This is a genomic window from Pseudomonas sp. SWRI154, from assembly GCF_014268645.1.
GTDB classification, from domain to species: Bacteria; Pseudomonadota; Gammaproteobacteria; order Pseudomonadales; family Pseudomonadaceae; genus Aquipseudomonas; species Aquipseudomonas marvdashtae.
Genome location: NZ_JABWQW010000012.1, coordinates 76381 through 94566, shown reverse-complemented (window position 1 = coordinate 94566; position 18186 = coordinate 76381). Strand labels below are relative to the sequence as shown.

The 18186-nt window shown below is 60.3% G+C and carries 8 protein-coding genes and 1 pseudogene; 4 read left to right on the top strand and 5 right to left on the bottom strand.

The window, feature by feature from the left end; translation table 11 throughout:
* Positions 1 to 49: 49 nt before the first annotated feature.
* Positions 50 to 772: pseudogene (locus HU806_RS26840) on the top strand (MCP four helix bundle domain-containing protein); the annotation flags it as partial.
* Positions 773 to 802: 30 nt separating this feature from the next.
* Positions 803 to 1675 carry a methyl-accepting chemotaxis protein gene (locus HU806_RS26835; protein WP_527251151.1) on the top strand — a complete coding sequence of 291 codons (873 nt, stop codon included), beginning with the start codon at positions 803 to 805 and terminating at the stop codon, positions 1673 to 1675.
* Positions 1676 to 1858: 183 nt separating this feature from the next.
* Here the strand turns inward: HU806_RS26835 and HU806_RS13300 are convergent, their stop codons facing one another.
* The 5 genes from HU806_RS13300 to HU806_RS13280 all read right to left on the bottom strand — a co-directional run bounded on the left by HU806_RS13300 (position 1859) and on the right by HU806_RS13280 (position 12709).
* Positions 1859 to 2197, bottom strand: coding sequence for a DUF6124 family protein (locus tag HU806_RS13300; RefSeq protein ID WP_186611809.1), 339 nt, complete (start codon positions 2195 to 2197; stop codon positions 1859 to 1861).
* A gap of 381 nt (positions 2198 to 2578) precedes the next feature.
* On the bottom strand, positions 2579 to 3022 hold the full coding sequence (locus HU806_RS13295; RefSeq protein ID WP_186611808.1) for a hypothetical protein: 444 nt from the start codon (positions 3020 to 3022) through the stop codon (positions 2579 to 2581).
* Between the two features lie 90 nt (positions 3023 to 3112).
* Positions 3113 to 3583: a DUF2247 family protein gene (locus tag HU806_RS13290; RefSeq protein WP_186611807.1), complete on the bottom strand. Its 471-nt coding sequence runs from the start codon at positions 3581 to 3583 to the stop codon at positions 3113 to 3115.
* Between the two features lie 9 nt (positions 3584 to 3592).
* Positions 3593 to 10960, bottom strand: coding sequence for a two-partner secretion domain-containing protein (locus tag HU806_RS13285; protein ID WP_186611806.1), 7368 nt, complete (start codon positions 10958 to 10960; stop codon positions 3593 to 3595).
* A gap of 36 nt (positions 10961 to 10996) precedes the next feature.
* On the bottom strand, positions 10997 to 12709 hold the full coding sequence (locus HU806_RS13280; protein ID WP_186611805.1) for a ShlB/FhaC/HecB family hemolysin secretion/activation protein: 1713 nt from the start codon (positions 12707 to 12709) through the stop codon (positions 10997 to 10999).
* Positions 12710 to 13018: 309 nt separating this feature from the next.
* Between HU806_RS13280 and HU806_RS13275 the strand changes: the two genes are divergently transcribed.
* On the top strand, positions 13019 to 14761 hold the full coding sequence (locus tag HU806_RS13275) for a potassium/proton antiporter (protein WP_186611804.1): 1743 nt from the start codon (positions 13019 to 13021) through the stop codon (positions 14759 to 14761).
* Positions 14762 to 14795: 34 nt separating this feature from the next.
* A complete protein-coding gene (gene mscK / locus HU806_RS13270) occupies positions 14796 to 18158 on the top strand; it encodes a mechanosensitive channel MscK (RefSeq protein ID WP_186611803.1) in 3363 nt (1120 codons plus the stop codon).
* Positions 18159 to 18186: the final 28 nt, after the last annotated feature.

Here is an 18186-nt window from a genome sequence, read left to right as displayed (position 1 = left end):
TGAAACCAGTCACAGCCCCGCACGGACGCGCTTCTTCACGGTAACTTCCATGTCCCTACGTAATATGAACATCGCGCCGCGGGCGTTCCTGGGGTTTGCCCTGATCGGCGCCCTGATGCTGGCCCTTGGGGTGTTTGCCCTGAGCCAGATGAGCAAGATTCGCGTGTCAGGCGATAACATCGCCCAGAACAGCGTGCCCAGTATCAAGGCGCTTAATGAATTTACTCAACTCACCCTGCGCCTGCGCGTGCTGTCCTATCGCCTGCTGACTAACCGCGAGGCGGATACCCAGCAAAAAACCCTGGATCTGTTCGAGCAGCGCAACCAGCAAGTCCGCGCCGCACAGACTGCCTATGAAAAGCTCATCAGCGCGCCGGAAGAGCGGGCCGCGTATGACCAGTATGTGCAATTGCTCAATCAGTACCGCCAGCTCGAAGAGCGGATGAAAACCCTGTCGCGCAACAATCAGGTCAACGAACTGCAAGCGCTGCTCAACACCGAGCTGATGAGCAATTCCGACGCCATCAACGCAGTGCTGGCGCGTTTGACAGACATCAATAACCAGCAAGCGGAAGACTTCAATAAAAACGCGGCGCAACAATATTCCACCGCCTTCAACTGGGTCGTCGCCCTGCTGGTCATCGCCACCGGCCTGACTATGCTGTTCGCCTGGCTGCTGACCAACAGCATCACCAAGCCGATCGCCAACGCATTGGATGCCGCCGAGGAAATCGCCAAGGGCAACCTGACCCGGCCGATTACGGTTGACGGCAGCGACGAAGCCGGCCGTCTGCTGCGCGCCATGGCAACCATGCAGGACAAGTTGCGCGACACCCTGCAACGGATCTCCGGCTCAGCCACGCAACTGGCCTCCGCCGCCGAAGAGCTCAACAGCGTCACCGACGAAAGCGCACGTGGCCTGACCCAGCAGAACAACGAAATCGAGCAGGCCGCCACGGCGGTCAACGAGATGACCAGCGCCGTGGAAGAAGTCGCGCGCAACGCGGTCAGCACCTCGGAGGCGTCCAAAAACGCAACGACCTCGGCAGGCGATGGCCGCGACCTGGTGCAGGAAACGGTCGGCGCCATCGAACGCATGAGCGCCGATGTACAGAGCACCGCGACGCTGATCGGCAACCTCGCCAACGAATCCCGCGATATCGGCAAGGTGCTCGATGTCATCCGTGGCCTGGCGGACCAGACCAACTTGCTGGCCCTCAACGCCGCCATCGAAGCGGCCCGTGCGGGTGAAGCCGGTCGTGGTTTTGCGGTCGTGGCCGATGAAGTACGCGCCCTGGCCCATCGTACCCAACAATCGACCAGCGAGATCGAACGCATGATCGGCAGCATCCAGAGCGGCACCGAACACGCCGTGGACTCGATGCGCAACAGCACCGAGCGCGCCGAGTCGACGCTGAACATCGCCCGCGGTGCCGGGATGTCCCTGGACACGATCAACAGCGCTATCGTCGAAATCAACGAACGCAACCTGGTGATCGCCAGCGCCGCCGAAGAACAGGCCCAAGTGGCCCGTGAAGTCGATCGCAACCTGGTGAACATCCGCGACCTGTCGGTGCAATCGGCCACCGGCGCCAACCAGACCAGCGCCGCCAGTGCCGAACTGTCGCGCCTGGCGGTGGATTTGAACAGCATGGTTGGGCGGTTCAGCCTCTAAACCGCGTAACGGATGGTAGTGAGCAATCATCCGCCTGGCTTTTGTGGCGAGGGAGCTTGCTCCCGCTGGGCCGCGCAGCGGCCCCGTCCTTAAAAGCGACGACTGCTTCGCAGCCGAGCGGGAGCAAGCTCCCTCGCCACAGTGTTTCCACTCTGGAATCCGCCCTTTTTTCAAACCTCCGGCTTACCTGGGATCGACGATATCCAGGGCCCGGCTTGCCAATAGCTCCCCAATCTCGATCAACTGTTGCAGCCCCAACGCAACGTGTCGTCGCGAGCCTTTCAGGTCGAAGGCCAGGTCACTGGCCATCGCATTGGCCGAGGCCAGGGTTTCGCTGAGGTTGGCCAACAGGCTTTCAACATCGACGCCCTCCACGACGGTGAACAGCTGGTCAGGCGCCTTCTTCTTGGGCTGGGCGGTTTTAGGGTTCAGATAGGAATCGATGACCTGCTCGGTGTTGACGTCGGCCGCGATATCCAGATGCAGCGGTGGAACGGGTGGGTCTGGGATGAGTTTGTCCATATGGACCTCCTAACGTCAGTCGGATCCGCCACTGTTCGCGACTAAACGAAGTGGGGTGGCGGCTGTGCACAGGTTAGTCGACCGGGACGTTAGGAAACCGGCGCACTCGGAAGTGCCCTGCGCACAGCCACCATAAAATCAGACAAAACCTTAACCTGACTTCAAGGAGACCTTGCGCCTAACGAAATACCGAGCGACTAAACCCGACCGCTGATGGGCAGCGGCGAACAAAGACTAGGCACCGAAATCGGCAGGCGCAAGAGGCTGGAATTTTCTAGGAAATGTCCTGCAAGTCAATGGGGAATATTCTTTCCGCCGATTCCTACGGCGAGCCTGTTTAGACATTTTCCGACACGAACCCTGCCTGCAAAACCACCATGACTACTGAAGCGGCTGCTCCACTGGATCAGAAGGCGCAGCTGTACCGGCCGAGTCCATCACCTTCGCGGAACGCCCTGTCTCGAGATCCCGAACCTCGTAATACCACCACTTCATCGAAGACCTGCCATAAAGACCGTAGGTACGACCACCGACCAGATCAACCGTCATCTCCACGGGCCAACTGTATTCAGTTCCAATGGCGTGCTTGACGGAAAGCTTGTGCCGTCCTGCTCCGAGTCGATATTCAGTTTGACGGGCTAGCCAATATAACGACGTATCGTCATCGATCTTGGATATCGACAGACTTTTGTCGAACTGCCGAATCGTTGCGACCTCGTCCCAGGGTTTTCCTTCTGCGCTTTTATGCTCGTAGTGAATGCAACCGGTCAAGGTGAAGCAAGTCAAACCCATTGCAATAAAGCGTGAAACAACATCATGTCTCATCAATGGCCCTCCAAGGCACTTTATTTCGATCTAGCGAAAAAATGGCGCAGTTTTATTTAACACCTCAGCGATACGCACCCCTTCCTCCTTTTAATTGAACCCGCTCCCGCCCCCTGAAAGCAAAAAACACCCCTTCAGTTTTTGCACAACTTTACTCATCTCCGCAAGCGGAGGAGTATCGCCCGAGGAATATATACTACACAGCGACATATCTTCAGGATAATCAAAATCCGCATATATCTCTTGAAGCCTACGCAACTTGCTTTCATCGCTCTCAGTGGATTCTTCGATACAAAGCAAAAATGCTAGGCGCCATTTATCTATACCGAAAGCAACGTCCTCTCCTTGCAGTTGCCCCTCGATCAACGAGAGAAGTTCTTCATCAGATAAGTAGTCGCCGCCCGCGATTAAAACGACATCCTGACTGTCCTCACCATCTTCAAGCTTATCGATAGCATATTTAAAAACATCATTTCTTTTCACCCACCCCTTCTTGAGCCCTAAATGGATGGTCGACCAGCACACCAATCCTAACTTCGACAGCATGTTGAATGGTGACATAAATTGTTCCTACCTTCTGGGAGTCTGGTTAGGTCTTCCAGTCACCTGACCGCCGGGAATAAAACGCCGATGGGTCACATTTCCCTCATCAACAATCCACTCAAACACGCCACTAACTCCATTGTTACTGCCTTCAATTTGCCTTAGCTCGGAAACTCTTAGCACAACCCCGCCAGCACCCTTGGTTGGTATTTCGAACTTTGCAGCAGCACCAGCGTAATTATCGATAATATCGTTGAAGCCGTGCTGTCCATCAGGAAGCTTATTAGCGCTCCCAACCCTTGGCTTGCCTAGAACTGAGTTATCAATCCCCTTAGGACCATCCCCAACAACCCCAACCTTAACCCCGGTTGTACCACCCTTACCCCCAGCCGTCGACGAGAACAAATCCCTATCCGGATTCAACCCATCCGCCGCAAGCTCCGTCAAAAACGCCGCAGCATCGCCTTTATCGGTACGCGTCTTCTCGGTGATACCGGTATTGATAGCTCGCTCGTTACTTCGAGTAATTTCCCAAAGTGCTGCCGAGCGATCGAACCCGGCGCCACGACCGTCATGCAGCAATTTCTCATTGGTCGGAATCTCATCCGCCAACTGTTTGGTCACTTGCAAGCAAGCCGCCGGGTTAGTCCGGCAGTACTGGCCGAACTCTTTATTCCGAGTCGCATCCAGGTTGTTGTAGTGGTCCCTGACGGCTTGGCAATCCGCCGGAGAGGCGCAGGTGTTGAGCTTTTGTTCTCTTTCGAGCAGCTCGGCATGGAACAGGTAGTTGAAGGCAGTCGCTTTCTCGGCGATCTTCGAGCCTGTATTCAGGTCGCCGTCGACCGCCGCCGCGGCCAGCAGGCCCGTCAGTTGCGACAGCATCAGCTGCAGGTCTTTGTTTTCACCCGCGGCCTTGGCCATGCCCGGGATCAGCGCTTCGTTCAAACCGGCAGCGACCGCGCCGGTCTTGAAATCACTTCCCGTCAGTTCTGCCAGCAGTCCGCCCATGATCGCGTGGGCGACAATTTTCTGAGGGCCGCCATCCGGGAACTTGATGGTGTCACCCACCCAGTTGAAGCCCGTCGCCATCGCCACATTGCCGGCCTCTCCCAGCAGGGCAGCATTGAAGTTATCGCCGAAGCTGCCGCCGCCAATCGCAGTGGAGATGCCACTGGAAATGACCGCTCGCCCGGTCGTGCGAATTGCCGTGTCTGTCGCGTTACTCCAACGGAAGATGTCCTTGGAGGAGTTGCTGGCGCTCGATGCCGAACCCGCCGAACCTGCGGACGGCTCGACGCCTTGCGTGGTTGACCCTGCGCTGTCGGCACCGGTAAACCAGTTCTCGTCCGCATACTCCAAGGCACCCGCAGTGAAACCGGCAATCGCCGCGCTCTTCAGGCTGTCGGCGCTGGCTGTCTCTTTCAGCGCACGTCCCAGATTGCCTTTGTTATCAATGGTGCTGGTGACCGCCGTGGTGCTCAGGCTGGCGGCGACAGCAAGCTTGGCGCCTGACAGCCCGAAGCCGGCCGGCCCCATGATGAACGACATCAGAATCGCAATGGCGATCTTGGCGCCGGCGCCCAGGCCGGAGTTGTCATATTTGAAACTGTCGTGGATTTCCTTTACTTGGCGCCAATCGATGTCGCCACGCGCTTGGGCCTCTTTCATCCAGGCCAGGCCCGGCTCTGCCTTGACCATTGCATCGATGGTCTGGGTGACGCTCTGCTGATCGACTTGTTTGATATCGATGCGCAGGCCTTCGACAGCCTTGATGACCAACTTACCTTGGGCAACCAGAGTACTTTGGCGCAACGTTTCGTCGGTCCGGCCCTCGCCTTTCATCTTGTACCAGGACAGGTCGCTTTTACTCTTGGTATGGCTCTCGTCGTGGAGATCCTTGACCCCTTCGAAGATGATGCGCCCACCGCTGTCGATCGTCAGGTCGTTGCCGCTTTGCAGCTTCGCCACTTGGTAGGTCTGGTCGCCACCGCTGGCCAACAACAGGTTGCCTCCGGTGCTGATCTCACTTCCCACATGGGTCAGTTGAGTCACCTCGTCTCGACGCGCGGCCTTGCTCCCCCAGCTCCCCTTCTTCTTCATGTCATACAGCGAATAATCGCGATTCTGCTCAGCCAGCAGACTCAATTGGTTACCCGCTACCAGGTAAGCCTCATTACCCGCCGCAATCTTGCTCGCGACCATCAACAGGTCATTACGCGCCGACACCCTGACATCACCGCCCGCATCAAGCGTGGTCGCCTGCTGCTGGACGTGGTCCTCCTCCTTGTTGATTTTCTTGCCGCTGCGCTTGTAGCGGTATTCGCTGGAGTCCTCGTTCGCCGCCGCGATCAGGGCGACGTCGTTGCCGCTCAGGTTGATGTCGCCCTTGGCTTGCAAATGGCTGGCGACGACGGTCAGGTTGTTGCCGGCGGTGACGTTGAGGTCGCCGCCCGCCTTGACTTCACTGGCGTGCTGGACGGTCTGGCTCTGTTCCCAGAAATGACGCTTGTCCTGGCGCATCGAGCCGTTTTCTTCGCGAGCTGCCGAGATGACGACGTCTCTGCCGGCGCTCAGGTCGGCGTCATTGCCCGCCGTGATCGCGCCGCCCACGTTCAGCAGGTCGCGCCCCGCGCGCACGGTGAGGTTGTTGTCGGCCTCGATGCGTGCCGCGTTGTCGACCACGGAGGTTTTCGAGCTGAAGCCTTTGCCGCTGTTCTCGATGACGCTGACGGTTCGCTCATTGCGAATATCGCCGGTCAGCGACGACAGCTCGACGTCCTTGCCCTTGAGGATGCCGCCTTGCATGTTGACCAGGTCTTTGCCCGCGACCAGCTTGAGCCGCTCGCCCGCCTCGGCCAGGCGGGTGTTGACCAGATTGTTGCCGGCCGCGGCCGAGAGGTTTTCGCTGGCACGCAGCGTCCCGGCGTTCCTCAGGTCGGTGCCTGCGACCAACGTGAGGTTCTTGCCTTGGATCAGCGCTCCATCGGCCATCAACCGGTTGTTGGTTTGTGCCATGTAAAGCACCGGCACCAGCACGTGCTCGCCATTGACGACCTGGTCTTCCATCCAGACGATGTCGTGGGTCAACGCGGCGACTTGCTGCGAAGTCAGGGTGACGCCGACGGCCAGGTTCAGTTGGTCCTTGCTGGCGATGGCATTGTTCATCAAATATTTGAACATGCCTTCGTCGCTGGTTTGCCCGGCGATGAAGCGCTGCCCGGTTCGGGCAAGCACGGCTTGCTGGATCAGGCGTTGTTCGTACAGGCCATCGCCCAGGCGCTTCCAGCTGGTGTCCGGGTCGTAGCCCAGGTTGCCCAGCAGGTAATCCGAGCTCATGAACTGCTTGAGGTCGGTCAGCTCACGATTGGTTTCAATCAGATACTTGTGACCGCTGGAAGCCCAGCTTGCGTTCGACCCCTGGACCGTGGCCTGGCTTTGGTCACGGCTGTTTTGCGCCGCGGTCGTGCTGTCGACGACATGGAACAGGCCATTGTCCCCCGTCGGCAAGACGAACCCCGGCAGGGTGGTCGGATTGACCTGTTGTTGGGCCAAGTCAGGCGGCAGCTGTGGATTGAGCACCACGACAGCCGGTCGCGCAGTGTTGGCAACGCCGGTGGCGGCGGACTTGGTCGCGCCCGCCAGCGGGGCCTGGAACTGCACGATACTGCTGTTCTGCAGCTGTTGTGTCGCCTGGATGCTGATGTTGCCGCCCGATTGAACGACAGCCGGCGCCAGCGATTCCCCTGGCGTCACGGTCGTGATGTCACTTACCTGGCGGAAACGGTTCAACGCATCGACAGGCAGCTGCTTGGGATTGGCCTGGGCGTTGTAGGGAACGATGACTCTGGCGCGGAAGCGTTCGTCGGTTCCGTCGGTGACCCTGCCGGTATTCCAGGTGCGCGTCCTGACGCTGGTGCCGGAAGCGGCGCCAACGTTGGCGAAGTTGTCCGCAGTGATCAGCAGATCGCCCGCTGACGCCATGACACTGTGTTGGTTGGTGACCGTGGAGCCGTCGACGGTCAGCTTCGCGCCGCTCTTCAGGGTGGCGCTCGCCGAGTCTTCAATCACGACGCTTTGGAAGGTTTCCTTGGCCACATAGTCGACGTTGTGGTGATCGCCGCCGCAGTCGTAGCAGGTCACGCTGATGGCACCCGACACCAGCTCATCGGTGGTCGAGAAGACGTCCTTGCGGTTGACCAAGACCTGACTGCGCAGCGACATGTCCTTGGCCGACTCCAGGGTGCCGGAGATATTTTCCAGCAGTGCACTGCGGGCGATGCCGTCACGGGCCGTCATATTCAACGCCGCCAGGCTGTAGACGTCGGCGTAATGGTTGGTGAAGCTGTTGAAACGCAGCGCCATGTCCGCGCCACTGAACATTAACCCGCGATCATTACGGGCCTCGTTGGCAATCAGCTCGACGGTATCGGCGCCACCCAGCGTGCCGGTGTTGATCAGGCTCGTGGCGGTCAGAGAGAACTTGCCGCCGCCTGTGATCCGTCCGGCATTGTTCAAGGTCCCGAGGCTGGTGACGTTAGTGGTGCCGCCTCCAGTCAGGCGCGAGCCGTTCGAAAGCCCGATGCTCGCGGCGCGCAAATCGAATTGGTCGACGCTGCTGAGACGGCTGTCTCCGGTGCCGGCGTAGGCTCCCGTCAATTGCAGATCGAAATCATCGTCGCTGCTGATCGTGCCTGCATTGTTCCAGGCGTCGCCGGTTGCCTTGAGGCTTTTGACCGCCAGCAATTTGCCAGTGGCGGCCTGATTGAGCTGGCCCACCTTCAGGTTCAGGGCATTGGCCTGGATATCCGAGCTGTTGTCCCAGCGCGCCGCGTCGACCGTCAAGGTGCCGGAGGTGGTGAGGCTGCCGCCGACGTTGGCGAACCTGGCGAGATCTACATCCAAAATGCCCGTGCCCACGTGACGAATATCGCCACCGGCGTTGTTGAAGCCTGCCATTTTCAAGGACAGGTTCTCGGTGGCCGCCTCGATCACGCCGCGTTGGTTGTCGAGCAATTGGTCAACTGTGAGCGCCGCGATGCCGCGCTGGCCCACCGAACGCAATTTGCCGTCCTGGTTATCGATGGACGCGGCCCTGACCAGCAATCCATTGGAGCCTTCGACAAGACCGGACCGGTTGTTCAACGCGCCGGTCAGCGTCAGATCGATCGTATCCGCCGCCAGCTTTCCATGGTCGTTGTCCAGGTCTTTGGCACCCACCTTCAGCGCCTCCTTGGCAAGCACCGATCCAGTGCGGTTCTCAAGGGTGGTGGTGGCGATCTCAGCGGTCCCAGACAACGCCGAAACCTGCCCGCCGTTGTTGAGCAACGCCTGTTTCGCATCGAGGTCGACCGACTGCGCCTGAAGCAATCCCGCCTGGCCGACGGAGGTGAGCGACAGGCCGTTGTCCAGCACCGTGTCCAGGGTTGCTTTCAGCCAACCGCCGACACTGGCGACGACGCCACCACGGTTGTCGAGGCTGCTCGCCTCGACATCCACGTTCCCGGCCTGGGCGATGGCGTTGCCGTCTCGGTTGACGAAGTCGCCGGACATATCAACCTTCAGGCCACCCTGGCTGAGAAGGCTGCCGTTGGCGTTATCGAGACTGCCACCGCTGATCGTCAAGCCCTGCTCGGTGCTGATGATCGCCTCGCCGTTATTGAGCAGTCGCTGGTAAGCGGTCAGGCTCATGGCCTCGACCGAGGCGATGTAACCCTCGTCGCTGTTGATGATGTTGTCTGCGGTCAGGGTCAGTTTCCCCTGGCTGATCAGCTTGCCGCCCTGCTGGTTGAACCTTTTCAGCGTCGCAAGCGTGTCAGCCTGGCTGGTGATTTGTCCCCCGCTGTTTTCAACGCTGCCGCCCTTTAGGGTCAGCGCGGCGTCGGTCGCGATTTTGCCGCTGCTGTTATCCAGCACATCCGTTTCGAGCTTGAGAAGGTCGTTGCTGCTGATGACCCCTGCGCTGTTCTTCAGCGTCCCGGCCACCAGGGTCTGCTCGCCGTTGCTGGCGATGGTTCCCTTGTCGCGGTTATCCAGCGTCCCGGTGACCCGCGCTTGCAGTTTGCCTTGGCTGACCAGCGTGCCGGCACGGTTATCGACGTCCTTGCTGTCGAGCGTCAGGCTGTTTCCGGCCGCGAGAGTGCCGCCGCGATTATCGAGGGTCTGGGTGCTCGTGGCTTTCAAGTCGCGACTGGCGATGACGCTCTGGTTGCGGTTGTCGATATTGGCCGCGGTCAGCGCCACGTCGCCTGTCTGGTTACGGGTATTGTCGACGTTGACGCCCGCTTCGATGATGCCCAGGTTGTTGAGCTGCCCATCGGTTGTCAGCGTGACATTGTCACGCGCCGCAATGGCATGCCGGTTGGTGAGCGTGCCCCGGGTCGTCGCCTGGACCTGATTGCCGGCATAAATCGTTTCCCGGGCGTCCAGGCTTTCGGCCTTGATATCGACCACACCCGACGCCGTGGTCTGCGCCAGGCTCAGATGCCCATTGGCATCGAGCTGGATATCGCCGCCACTGGCAACCATCTTGCCGTCCAGCTTCACGCCCACCCCGGCCTCGGTGCCGACCAACTTGATCGCCCCGGCGTACATACCGCCCAGCGCCGAGGAGTCGATGGCCAGCTCGGGTTTCGCGCTGCCGTCATCTGCACGGGCGGTGGCGTTCAGCGTGCTGGCGTTAACGTCGTTGCGCCCGGCCACGATGGTCAGGTTCTTCGCCTGGATCTCGGCATTGAGCTTGGCGCTGCGGGTGATGATTTCGAAGCGATCGACGTTGTTGGCATTAAGGCCGGTGCCTTCGATGGAGACGCTGCCCTGGTCCACCTGATAACGGTTCAACTGGCCGTTTTCGATGATCGGTTTGCCGGTGGTCAACGTCGCCTTCGGGGTGTTGATGAAACCGCAGCCGTTGCAGGTGATGCCATACGGGTTGGCGACAATGACGTGGGCCGACTGCCCCGCGACTTCGGTGTAGCCGCGCAACTGGCTCGGGTTGCCGCCGTTGACTTCGTTGAGAATGACCTTGGCCGCCGTGCCCTTGAGGTTCGGGTTGCCAAGAATGATGCCGCCCAGTTGCGTGGACTGGGTGCGGGACGTGGCGTTGTTGAGAATCACGCCGTTGCTGCCGACGTTGTAGTCGGTGAATTTGTTGTGCGACAGGCCGCTGCCGTTGGGCTTGGCGATATTGACCACGGGCACGCCGTTACCCGCCTTGCCGAGACTGGTACCCGGCGCACTGACCACGATGCCGTCGGCCTGGGCCCACAGCGGTTGCCAGAACATGACGTTGACCAGCAGGAACGCGAGGCCTCGCTTGGGCATGCCCCAGAATGCATCACGGGTTTTCAGGGCAGCAGAGGGCTGGCGGGCCAGGAAGGCGTATTGGCGTTCGTCCATGATGATCAGGTCTCGTTACAGCGATTAAATGGCTGTCTAAAAAAAGGCGTCGAGGCGGAAGTAGATCGGCGCTTCGCGTTCGGTCAGCACGTCCGGACGTTCCAGGGAATGGGCGAAGGTGACGCTGGCGCTCAGGTGTTCACCGCGGGCGAACAACTCCAGGGAGTTGCTCGACATGCGCCCGTTCGGTTCTTTGTTGTAGTGATTACCGCGTATTACGCCCTGGTCATAGCCGAGGCTGGTGCCGTATTCGGCGAACACCGGGCGCAGCCATTGCAGCGTCACCGGACGACTCCAGCGCAGGTCGTTGCGCCAGTAGCCGCCGCTGTCACCGGCCAGCGTCTGGTCCTTGTAGCCGCGAATCGAAGACAACCCGCCGAGGCTCATGCGCTGCGGGCTGAACAGCGCTTCCTCGCTGCGCTGGCCGGTCATCAGGCTGCTGAAGCTGAAGGACTCGCCCCACACTTGGAAGGGTTGCAGATAGCTGAGGGTCGCCGTGTATTTGCGATAGCGCGCGTCGGGCTGGCCGGGTCGAGGATCATGATCACCTTGGGCATCGAGGGCACCGATGCCGTTCTGCAGACCCAGGTCGAGGTTGACGAAGGCATTGCCGATCCGCCGACCATGGTTGATACCGAACTGCGCTTCGCTGATGCGATTGCTGCTCACACCGATCTTGCTGTCTTCGAGAAAGTTATTGGTGCGCAGGTACGCCAGGCCTGTGTTCAGCGAGGTTTTGCTCACCGCGTCGCGATGAACCACTCGCTCAAGGCGCAACTGATGGTTCTGGCTGTCGCCGGTCTGCTTGAAGATGCGCCCATTGGTTTGCCCCGGTGCCCGGTATTCAGTTTGGCTATAGCTGTAGCTCAGATTCCACCAGCCAAACGGCAGGTTGTAATAGAGCATCGCGTTGCGTGAAGTTTTCTGATGATCGCTGATAGCATCGTGGCCACCGCGCAACGCCAATTGGTCAGCCAGGCCCAAGGGATTGTCCCAGTCCAGGGAGACACCCCATTGCTGTTCACCGGTGTTCTTCTGCCCGTCGTTATGCCGTGACAGGCCGGCACGCCAGGGTTTCTGCGCGGTGTTCTTGACCAGCACTTCGCTGCCGCCGATGTCTTGTCCTGGCGCCAGCTCCATTTCCACGCGGTTGGAGGGCAAACGGTTCAGTTGGTCGATCATTTGCTCGATTTCTCGCAGGTTGAGCAAATCGCCCGGCCTGCCGGGAAAGCTCATCGCCAGCTCCCGTTCGGACAGGCCGCTGTCCTCGGCGCCCCTAAGGCCTTCAAGCCGTCCCTCGACCACCAGCACTTGCAGGCGACCGCTGGACAAGTCCTGTTGCGGCAGATAGGCACGACTCGTGACAAGGCCCTTTTCCAGGTAGGCATCGGTAACGGTCTTGAGCAATTCGTTAAGCTGCGGCACGCCCAGGCATTGGTTGATGTAGGGCTTGAGCAAGCGTTGCCGCTCGTGCTCGGACAAGGCATCGGCGCCCTTGAGCTCGATGGTCTCGATTTGGAAGCAACGGGTATCGGCAGGTTTTGTCGGCTGGATCGGCTTGGCTTCTTTGCCTGGCAGGTCCTTGAGCTCTTCGAGGCGCCGACGCTGCTCTTCGAGCAAGCGATTCTGGCGCTCGCGGATCAGGTCCGTGTCGCCAGGGGTTGGCGCGGCGTAGGCAGGTATCAGCGAAGAAAAGCACAGCAACAGCAAAGCCAGGCACAACCTCGCCCGATGGGCGGGTGGAGACATGTTCGATCCCTCGAGCAAGAAGTAGCGTCCGAAAATAGCGGGCGGATACTAGGGAGCCGCACTCCTGGAGTCAACCATTTGGCTAGCTCATTGAGCTATTCGTCAGCAATCAGCTGTTTCCCATATGAATGTGGGAAATAACTCTATTTAAAACCCAACCTCCTATGGGACGAACATCTCGACTCAAGGGTAAACAGAAGACGCCCGAACCTTTTTTGACAGCATCACATTTCAACAGGTTAGAATCGCTGGCACGCAGACTGCATGGTCAGTTTGTGCCTGTCCCTAAAGATTTCCGGAGTACTGCCTTTGACCGCGACGACCATCAACAGCCTGTTCTTGATCGGCGCGTTGCTGGTGGGTGCGAGCATTCTGGTGAGTTCTCTTTCGTCGCGCCTGGGCATCCCGATCCTGGTGATCATCCTGGCCGTGGGCATGGTGGCCGGTGTCGACGGCGCCGGTATTCTGTTCGACAACTACGCCACGGCTTATCTGGTCGGCAACCTCGCCTTGGCCGTCATCCTCCTCGACGGTGGCTTGCGCACGCGGGTTTCAAGCTTCCGGGTGGCCTTGTGGCCGGCGCTGTCGCTGGCCACGGTGGGCGTGCTGATCACCACGGGCCTGACCGGCATGGCGGCGGCGTGGCTGTTCGACCTGAATCTGATCCAGGGTCTGCTGATTGGCGCAATCGTCGGTTCCACCGACGCCGCGGCGGTGTTCTCGCTGTTGGGCGGCAAGGGCCTGAACGAACGGGTCAGCGCCACCCTGGAAATCGAGTCCGGCAGCAACGACCCGATGGCGGTGTTCCTCACTGTCACCTTGATCGGCATGCTCGCCAGCGGTGAAACCGACCTCCAATGGAGCCTGCTCGGGCATCTGGTGCGCGAGTTCGGCATCGGCGCGGTGATCGGCCTGGGCGGTGGCTGGCTGATGTTGCAACTGGTCAATCGCATCAACCTCGCCAACGGCCTCTACCCGATCCTGGTCATCAGCGGCGGCCTGGCCGTGTTCGCCCTGACCAACGCCCTGCACGGCAGCGGCTTCCTCGCTGTGTACTTGTGCGGCTTGGTGATCGGCAACCGTCCGGTGCGCAGCCGCCACGGCATCTTGCACATGCTCGATGGCATGGCCTGGCTCGCGCAGATCGGCATGTTCCTGGTGCTGGGCCTGCTGGTCACACCCCATGACTTGCTGCCTATCGCCCTGCCCGCCCTCGGCCTGGCCTTGTGGATGATCCTGTTCGCGCGGCCGCTGTCGGTCATGGTGGGGCTGTTGCCGTTCAAGGCGTTCCACGGCCGCGAGAAAGCCTTCATTTCCTGGGTCGGCCTGCGCGGCGCTGTACCGATCATCCTGGCGGTATTCCCGCTGATGGCCGGCTTGCCCCACGCGCAGCTGTATTTCAACCTGGCCTTCTTTATCGTCCTGGTGTCGCTGTTGGTGCAAGGCACGAGCCTGCCTTGGGTCGCCAAGCTGCTGCATGTGACCGTTCCGCCAGAGCCGTTGCCGATTTCGCGGGCGGCGCTGGAAGTTCATGTCACCAGCGAGTGGGAGCTGTTCATCTATCGCCTCGGCGCCGAAAAATGGTGCATCGGCTCACCGCTGCGCGACCTGAAAATGCCCGACGGAACACGTATCGCGGCCCTGTTTCGTGGCCAGCAGCTGCTCCATCCGTCGGGTAGTACGGTGCTGGAAGTCGATGATTTACTGTGCGTAATTGGCCATGAACACGATTTGCCGGCCCTCGGAAAACTCTTCAGCCAAGCGCCGCAACGGGGCTTGGACCTGCGCTTTTTTGGCGACTTCGTGCTCGAAGGAGACGCCCAGCTGGCCGCGGTTGCGGCGCTGTACGGGCTACAACTCGATGGCATCGATCCAGACATGACCCTGGGCCGCTTCATTGCGCAGAAAGTTGGCGGAGCGCCAGTAGTCGGCGACCAGGTGGACTGGAACAACACCCTGTGGACCGTCGCGGCCATGGATGGGAACAAGATCGGCAAAGTGGGCGTCAGATTCCCCGAAGGAAGTCGCCCGGGTCCCGGCTTGTTCCTCTAAACTGCTCCCACTCTCACTTGCTTGACCGGTCTCTATGCCTACCCTGCGCTCCTTTTTTTCCATCGCCCTGCTCGGCCTGAGTCTTTCCATCTGCACGGTGCAAGCCGCCGAACCGCCCACCAGCACCTCGGTGCAGGCCAGCCTGGACAAGATCGGCGACCGCAAGCTGCCGGAGGCCGACCAGAAAGCCTTGCAGGCCGTGTTGCAGAACACCCTGACGCAACTCTCCAGCAAGGCCGACTACGAGCAGAAGCTGCAGGCGCTCAAGCAGCAATTGGCGAACGCACCTCGGCAGAACATCGAGAACCAGCGTGAGCTCGCGCGACTCAAGGGCACCACCGTTGTTCCGGTGGCGCAACGCTACGCCAACTTGCCGATCCCCCAACTCGAGCAGATGCTGACGGAACGCTCCACCCAGCAGAGCGACTTGCAAAAAGCCCTGGCCGATGCCAACAGCCTGGTCATCACCGCGCAGACCCGTCCGGAGCGGGCCCAGGCTGAAATTTCCGCCAGCCAGACCCGCATCCAGCAAATCAACACCATCCTCAAGGCCGGCCGAGATGCCGGCAAAGCCCTGAGCGGCGAGCAGCGCGACCAGCTGAACGCCGAACTGGCGGCCCTGAATGCGCTGATTCCGTTGCGCCGCCAGGAACTCGCCGGGAACAGCCAGTTGCAAGACCTGGGCAACAGCCAGCACGACTTGCTGTCGGAAAAAATCGCCCGCATGGAGCAGGAAATCCAGGACCTGCAGAACCTGATCAACCAGAAGCGCCTGGCTCAATCCCAGGAGACAGTGACCCAACAATCCATCGAAGCGCAGAAGGCCGGCGGCAGCAGCCTGCTGGCAACGGAAAGCTCGGCCAACCTCAAGCTCTCCGATTACCTGCTCAAAAGCACCGATCGCCTCAACGAGGTCACCCAGCAGAACCTGCAGACCAAGCAGCTTCTGGACAGCGTGACCCAGACCGATGCGGCCCTGGATGAACAGATCAGCGTGCTCAAGGGCAGCCTGCTGCTCTCCAAGATCCTCTACAAGCAGCGCCAGACCCTGCCGCGCTTGAAGCTGGATCAGAACCTGGCCGACCAGATCGCCGACATCCGCCTCTACCAATTTGAAGTCAGCCAGCAACGCGAGCTGCTGAACAATCCGAGCGCCTACGTCGACAGCCTGCTGGCGTCCCAGCCGTCGGAGCAGGTCACGCCGCAACTGCGCAAGACCCTGCTGGAACTGGCCCTTACTCGCGTTGACCTGCTGGAGCGACTGAACCGCGAATTGAGCGCGGTGCTCAACGAATCCATTACCTTGCAGCTCAACCAGAAGCAATTGCTCAGCACGGCCCAGAACCTGCGGTCCACCCTCGAAGAACAGATGTTCTGGATTCCCAGCAACAAGCCGCTGGATTTCGAATGGATGCGTGGCGTGCCGGCCCGCCTGGAGAAACAGGTCGACTCGCTGCCCTGGGCTTCCAGCCTCAGTGAACTGGCCGACGGCCTGACCCAGCGACCGTTGCTGTTCCTGCCCCTGGCGCTGCTGATCGGTGCGCTGCTGTGGCGACGCAAGAATCTTTATGCGCGCTTGAACAAGGTCCATCAGGATGTCGGGCACTTCAAGCGCGACAGCCAGTGGCACACGCCCCAGGCGATCCTGATCAACATCCTCTTGGCGATGCCGGTGGCCCTGGCGCTGGCGCTGTGCGGCTACGCCCTACAGATCGACGCTCGCGGCCAGAACACCAATCTCGGCGCGGCACTGCTGCAGATCGGGCAAGCCTGGCTGGTGTTCTACACCGCCTATCGAATCCTCTCCCCAGGCGGCGTGGCCGAGTTGCACTTCCGCTGGGAAAAACCCCAGGTGGAATTCCTCCAGGGCTGGATCCGTCGACTTGGGCTGGTGGTGCTGGCCTTGGTCGCAGTAGTGGCCGTGGCGGAGTTGCAGCCGTCGGCCCTGGCCGATGACGTGCTCGGCATGCCGGTGGTACTGACCTGCTACGCCTCGATGGCCTGGTTGCTCAGCCGGTTGCTGCTCAGCAGCCCTACGCACAAGAACACCTCGCTGTTTCGCAAGGCCGTCGGCGTGCTGTTCACCGCGCTGCCGATCGCACTGTTTGTCGCCGTATGCTTCGGGTACTACTACACCGCGCTGAAGCTCAGCGACCGCTTGATCAACACGCTCTACTTGCTGATGTTCTGGCTGGTCATCGAAGCCACCTTCGTGCGCGGCCTTTCGGTCGCGGCGCGTCGCCTGGCCTACCAGCGCGCCCTGGCCAAGCGTCAGGCGGCCAAGGAAGCGGGCGACGGCGAAGCGGTGGTCGAGGAGCCAACCCTGGACATCGAAAAGGTCAACGAACAGTCCCTGCGCCTGATCCGCCTCGCCCTGCTGGGTGGCTTCATGGCCGCGCTGTACTGGGTCTGGTCAGACCTGATCAGCGTGTTCTCCTACCTGGACAACATCACCCTCTACGAGTACACCAGCGGCACTGGCGTCAACATGAGCATGGTGCCCATCAGCATCGGCGACATGCTCGGTGCACTGATCATCATCGGCATCACCTTCGCCCTGGCGCGCAACCTGCCGGGCCTGCTGGAAGTGTTCGTGCTGTCGAAACTGAACCTGGCCCAGGGCAGCGCCTACGCCACCACCACGCTGCTGTCCTATGTCATCGCCGGCGTCGGCTTCGTCACCACACTGTCCACACTGGGCGTGAGCTGGGACAAACTGCAATGGCTGGTGGCCGCGCTCTCGGTGGGCCTGGGCTTCGGCATGCAAGAGATTTTCGCCAACTTCATCTCGGGGATCATGATCCTCTTCGAACGCCCGGTGCGGATCGGCGACACCATCACCATCGGCAACCTGTCGGGCACGGTCAGCAAGATCCGCATTCGCGCCACCACCATTACCGACTTCGATCGCAAGGACATCATCGTCCCCAACAAGACCTTCATCACCGGGCAATTGATCAACTGGTCGCTGACCGACACCGTGACCCGCGTGACGTTGAAGCTGGGCGTGGACTACGGCTCGGATCTGGATCGGGTGCGCGAGCTGCTGCTCAAGGCTGCCCGCGATAATCCGCGTGTCCTGAAGGAGCCGGAGCCTATCGTGTACTTCCTGAATTTCGGCGAAAGCACCCTCGATCATGAACTGCGCATGCACGTTCGCGACCTGGGTGACCGCAACCCGGTACTCGATGAAATCAACCGTTTCATCAACCGCGAATTCAAAAAGGAACATATCAACATCTCGTTCCGTCAGATGGAGATCTATCTGAAAAATCTACAAGGCCAGGAATACAAATTGGTGCCTGCCGAACCCGACAACAAGACCCTCGGCCCTTTGCCCTCGGCGGTAGCCAGCATCAAGCCCGTTCCGGAGCCACCGCAACAGACACTCGACTGATCGCGCGGTGCCTGCGGGCAACCCGCCG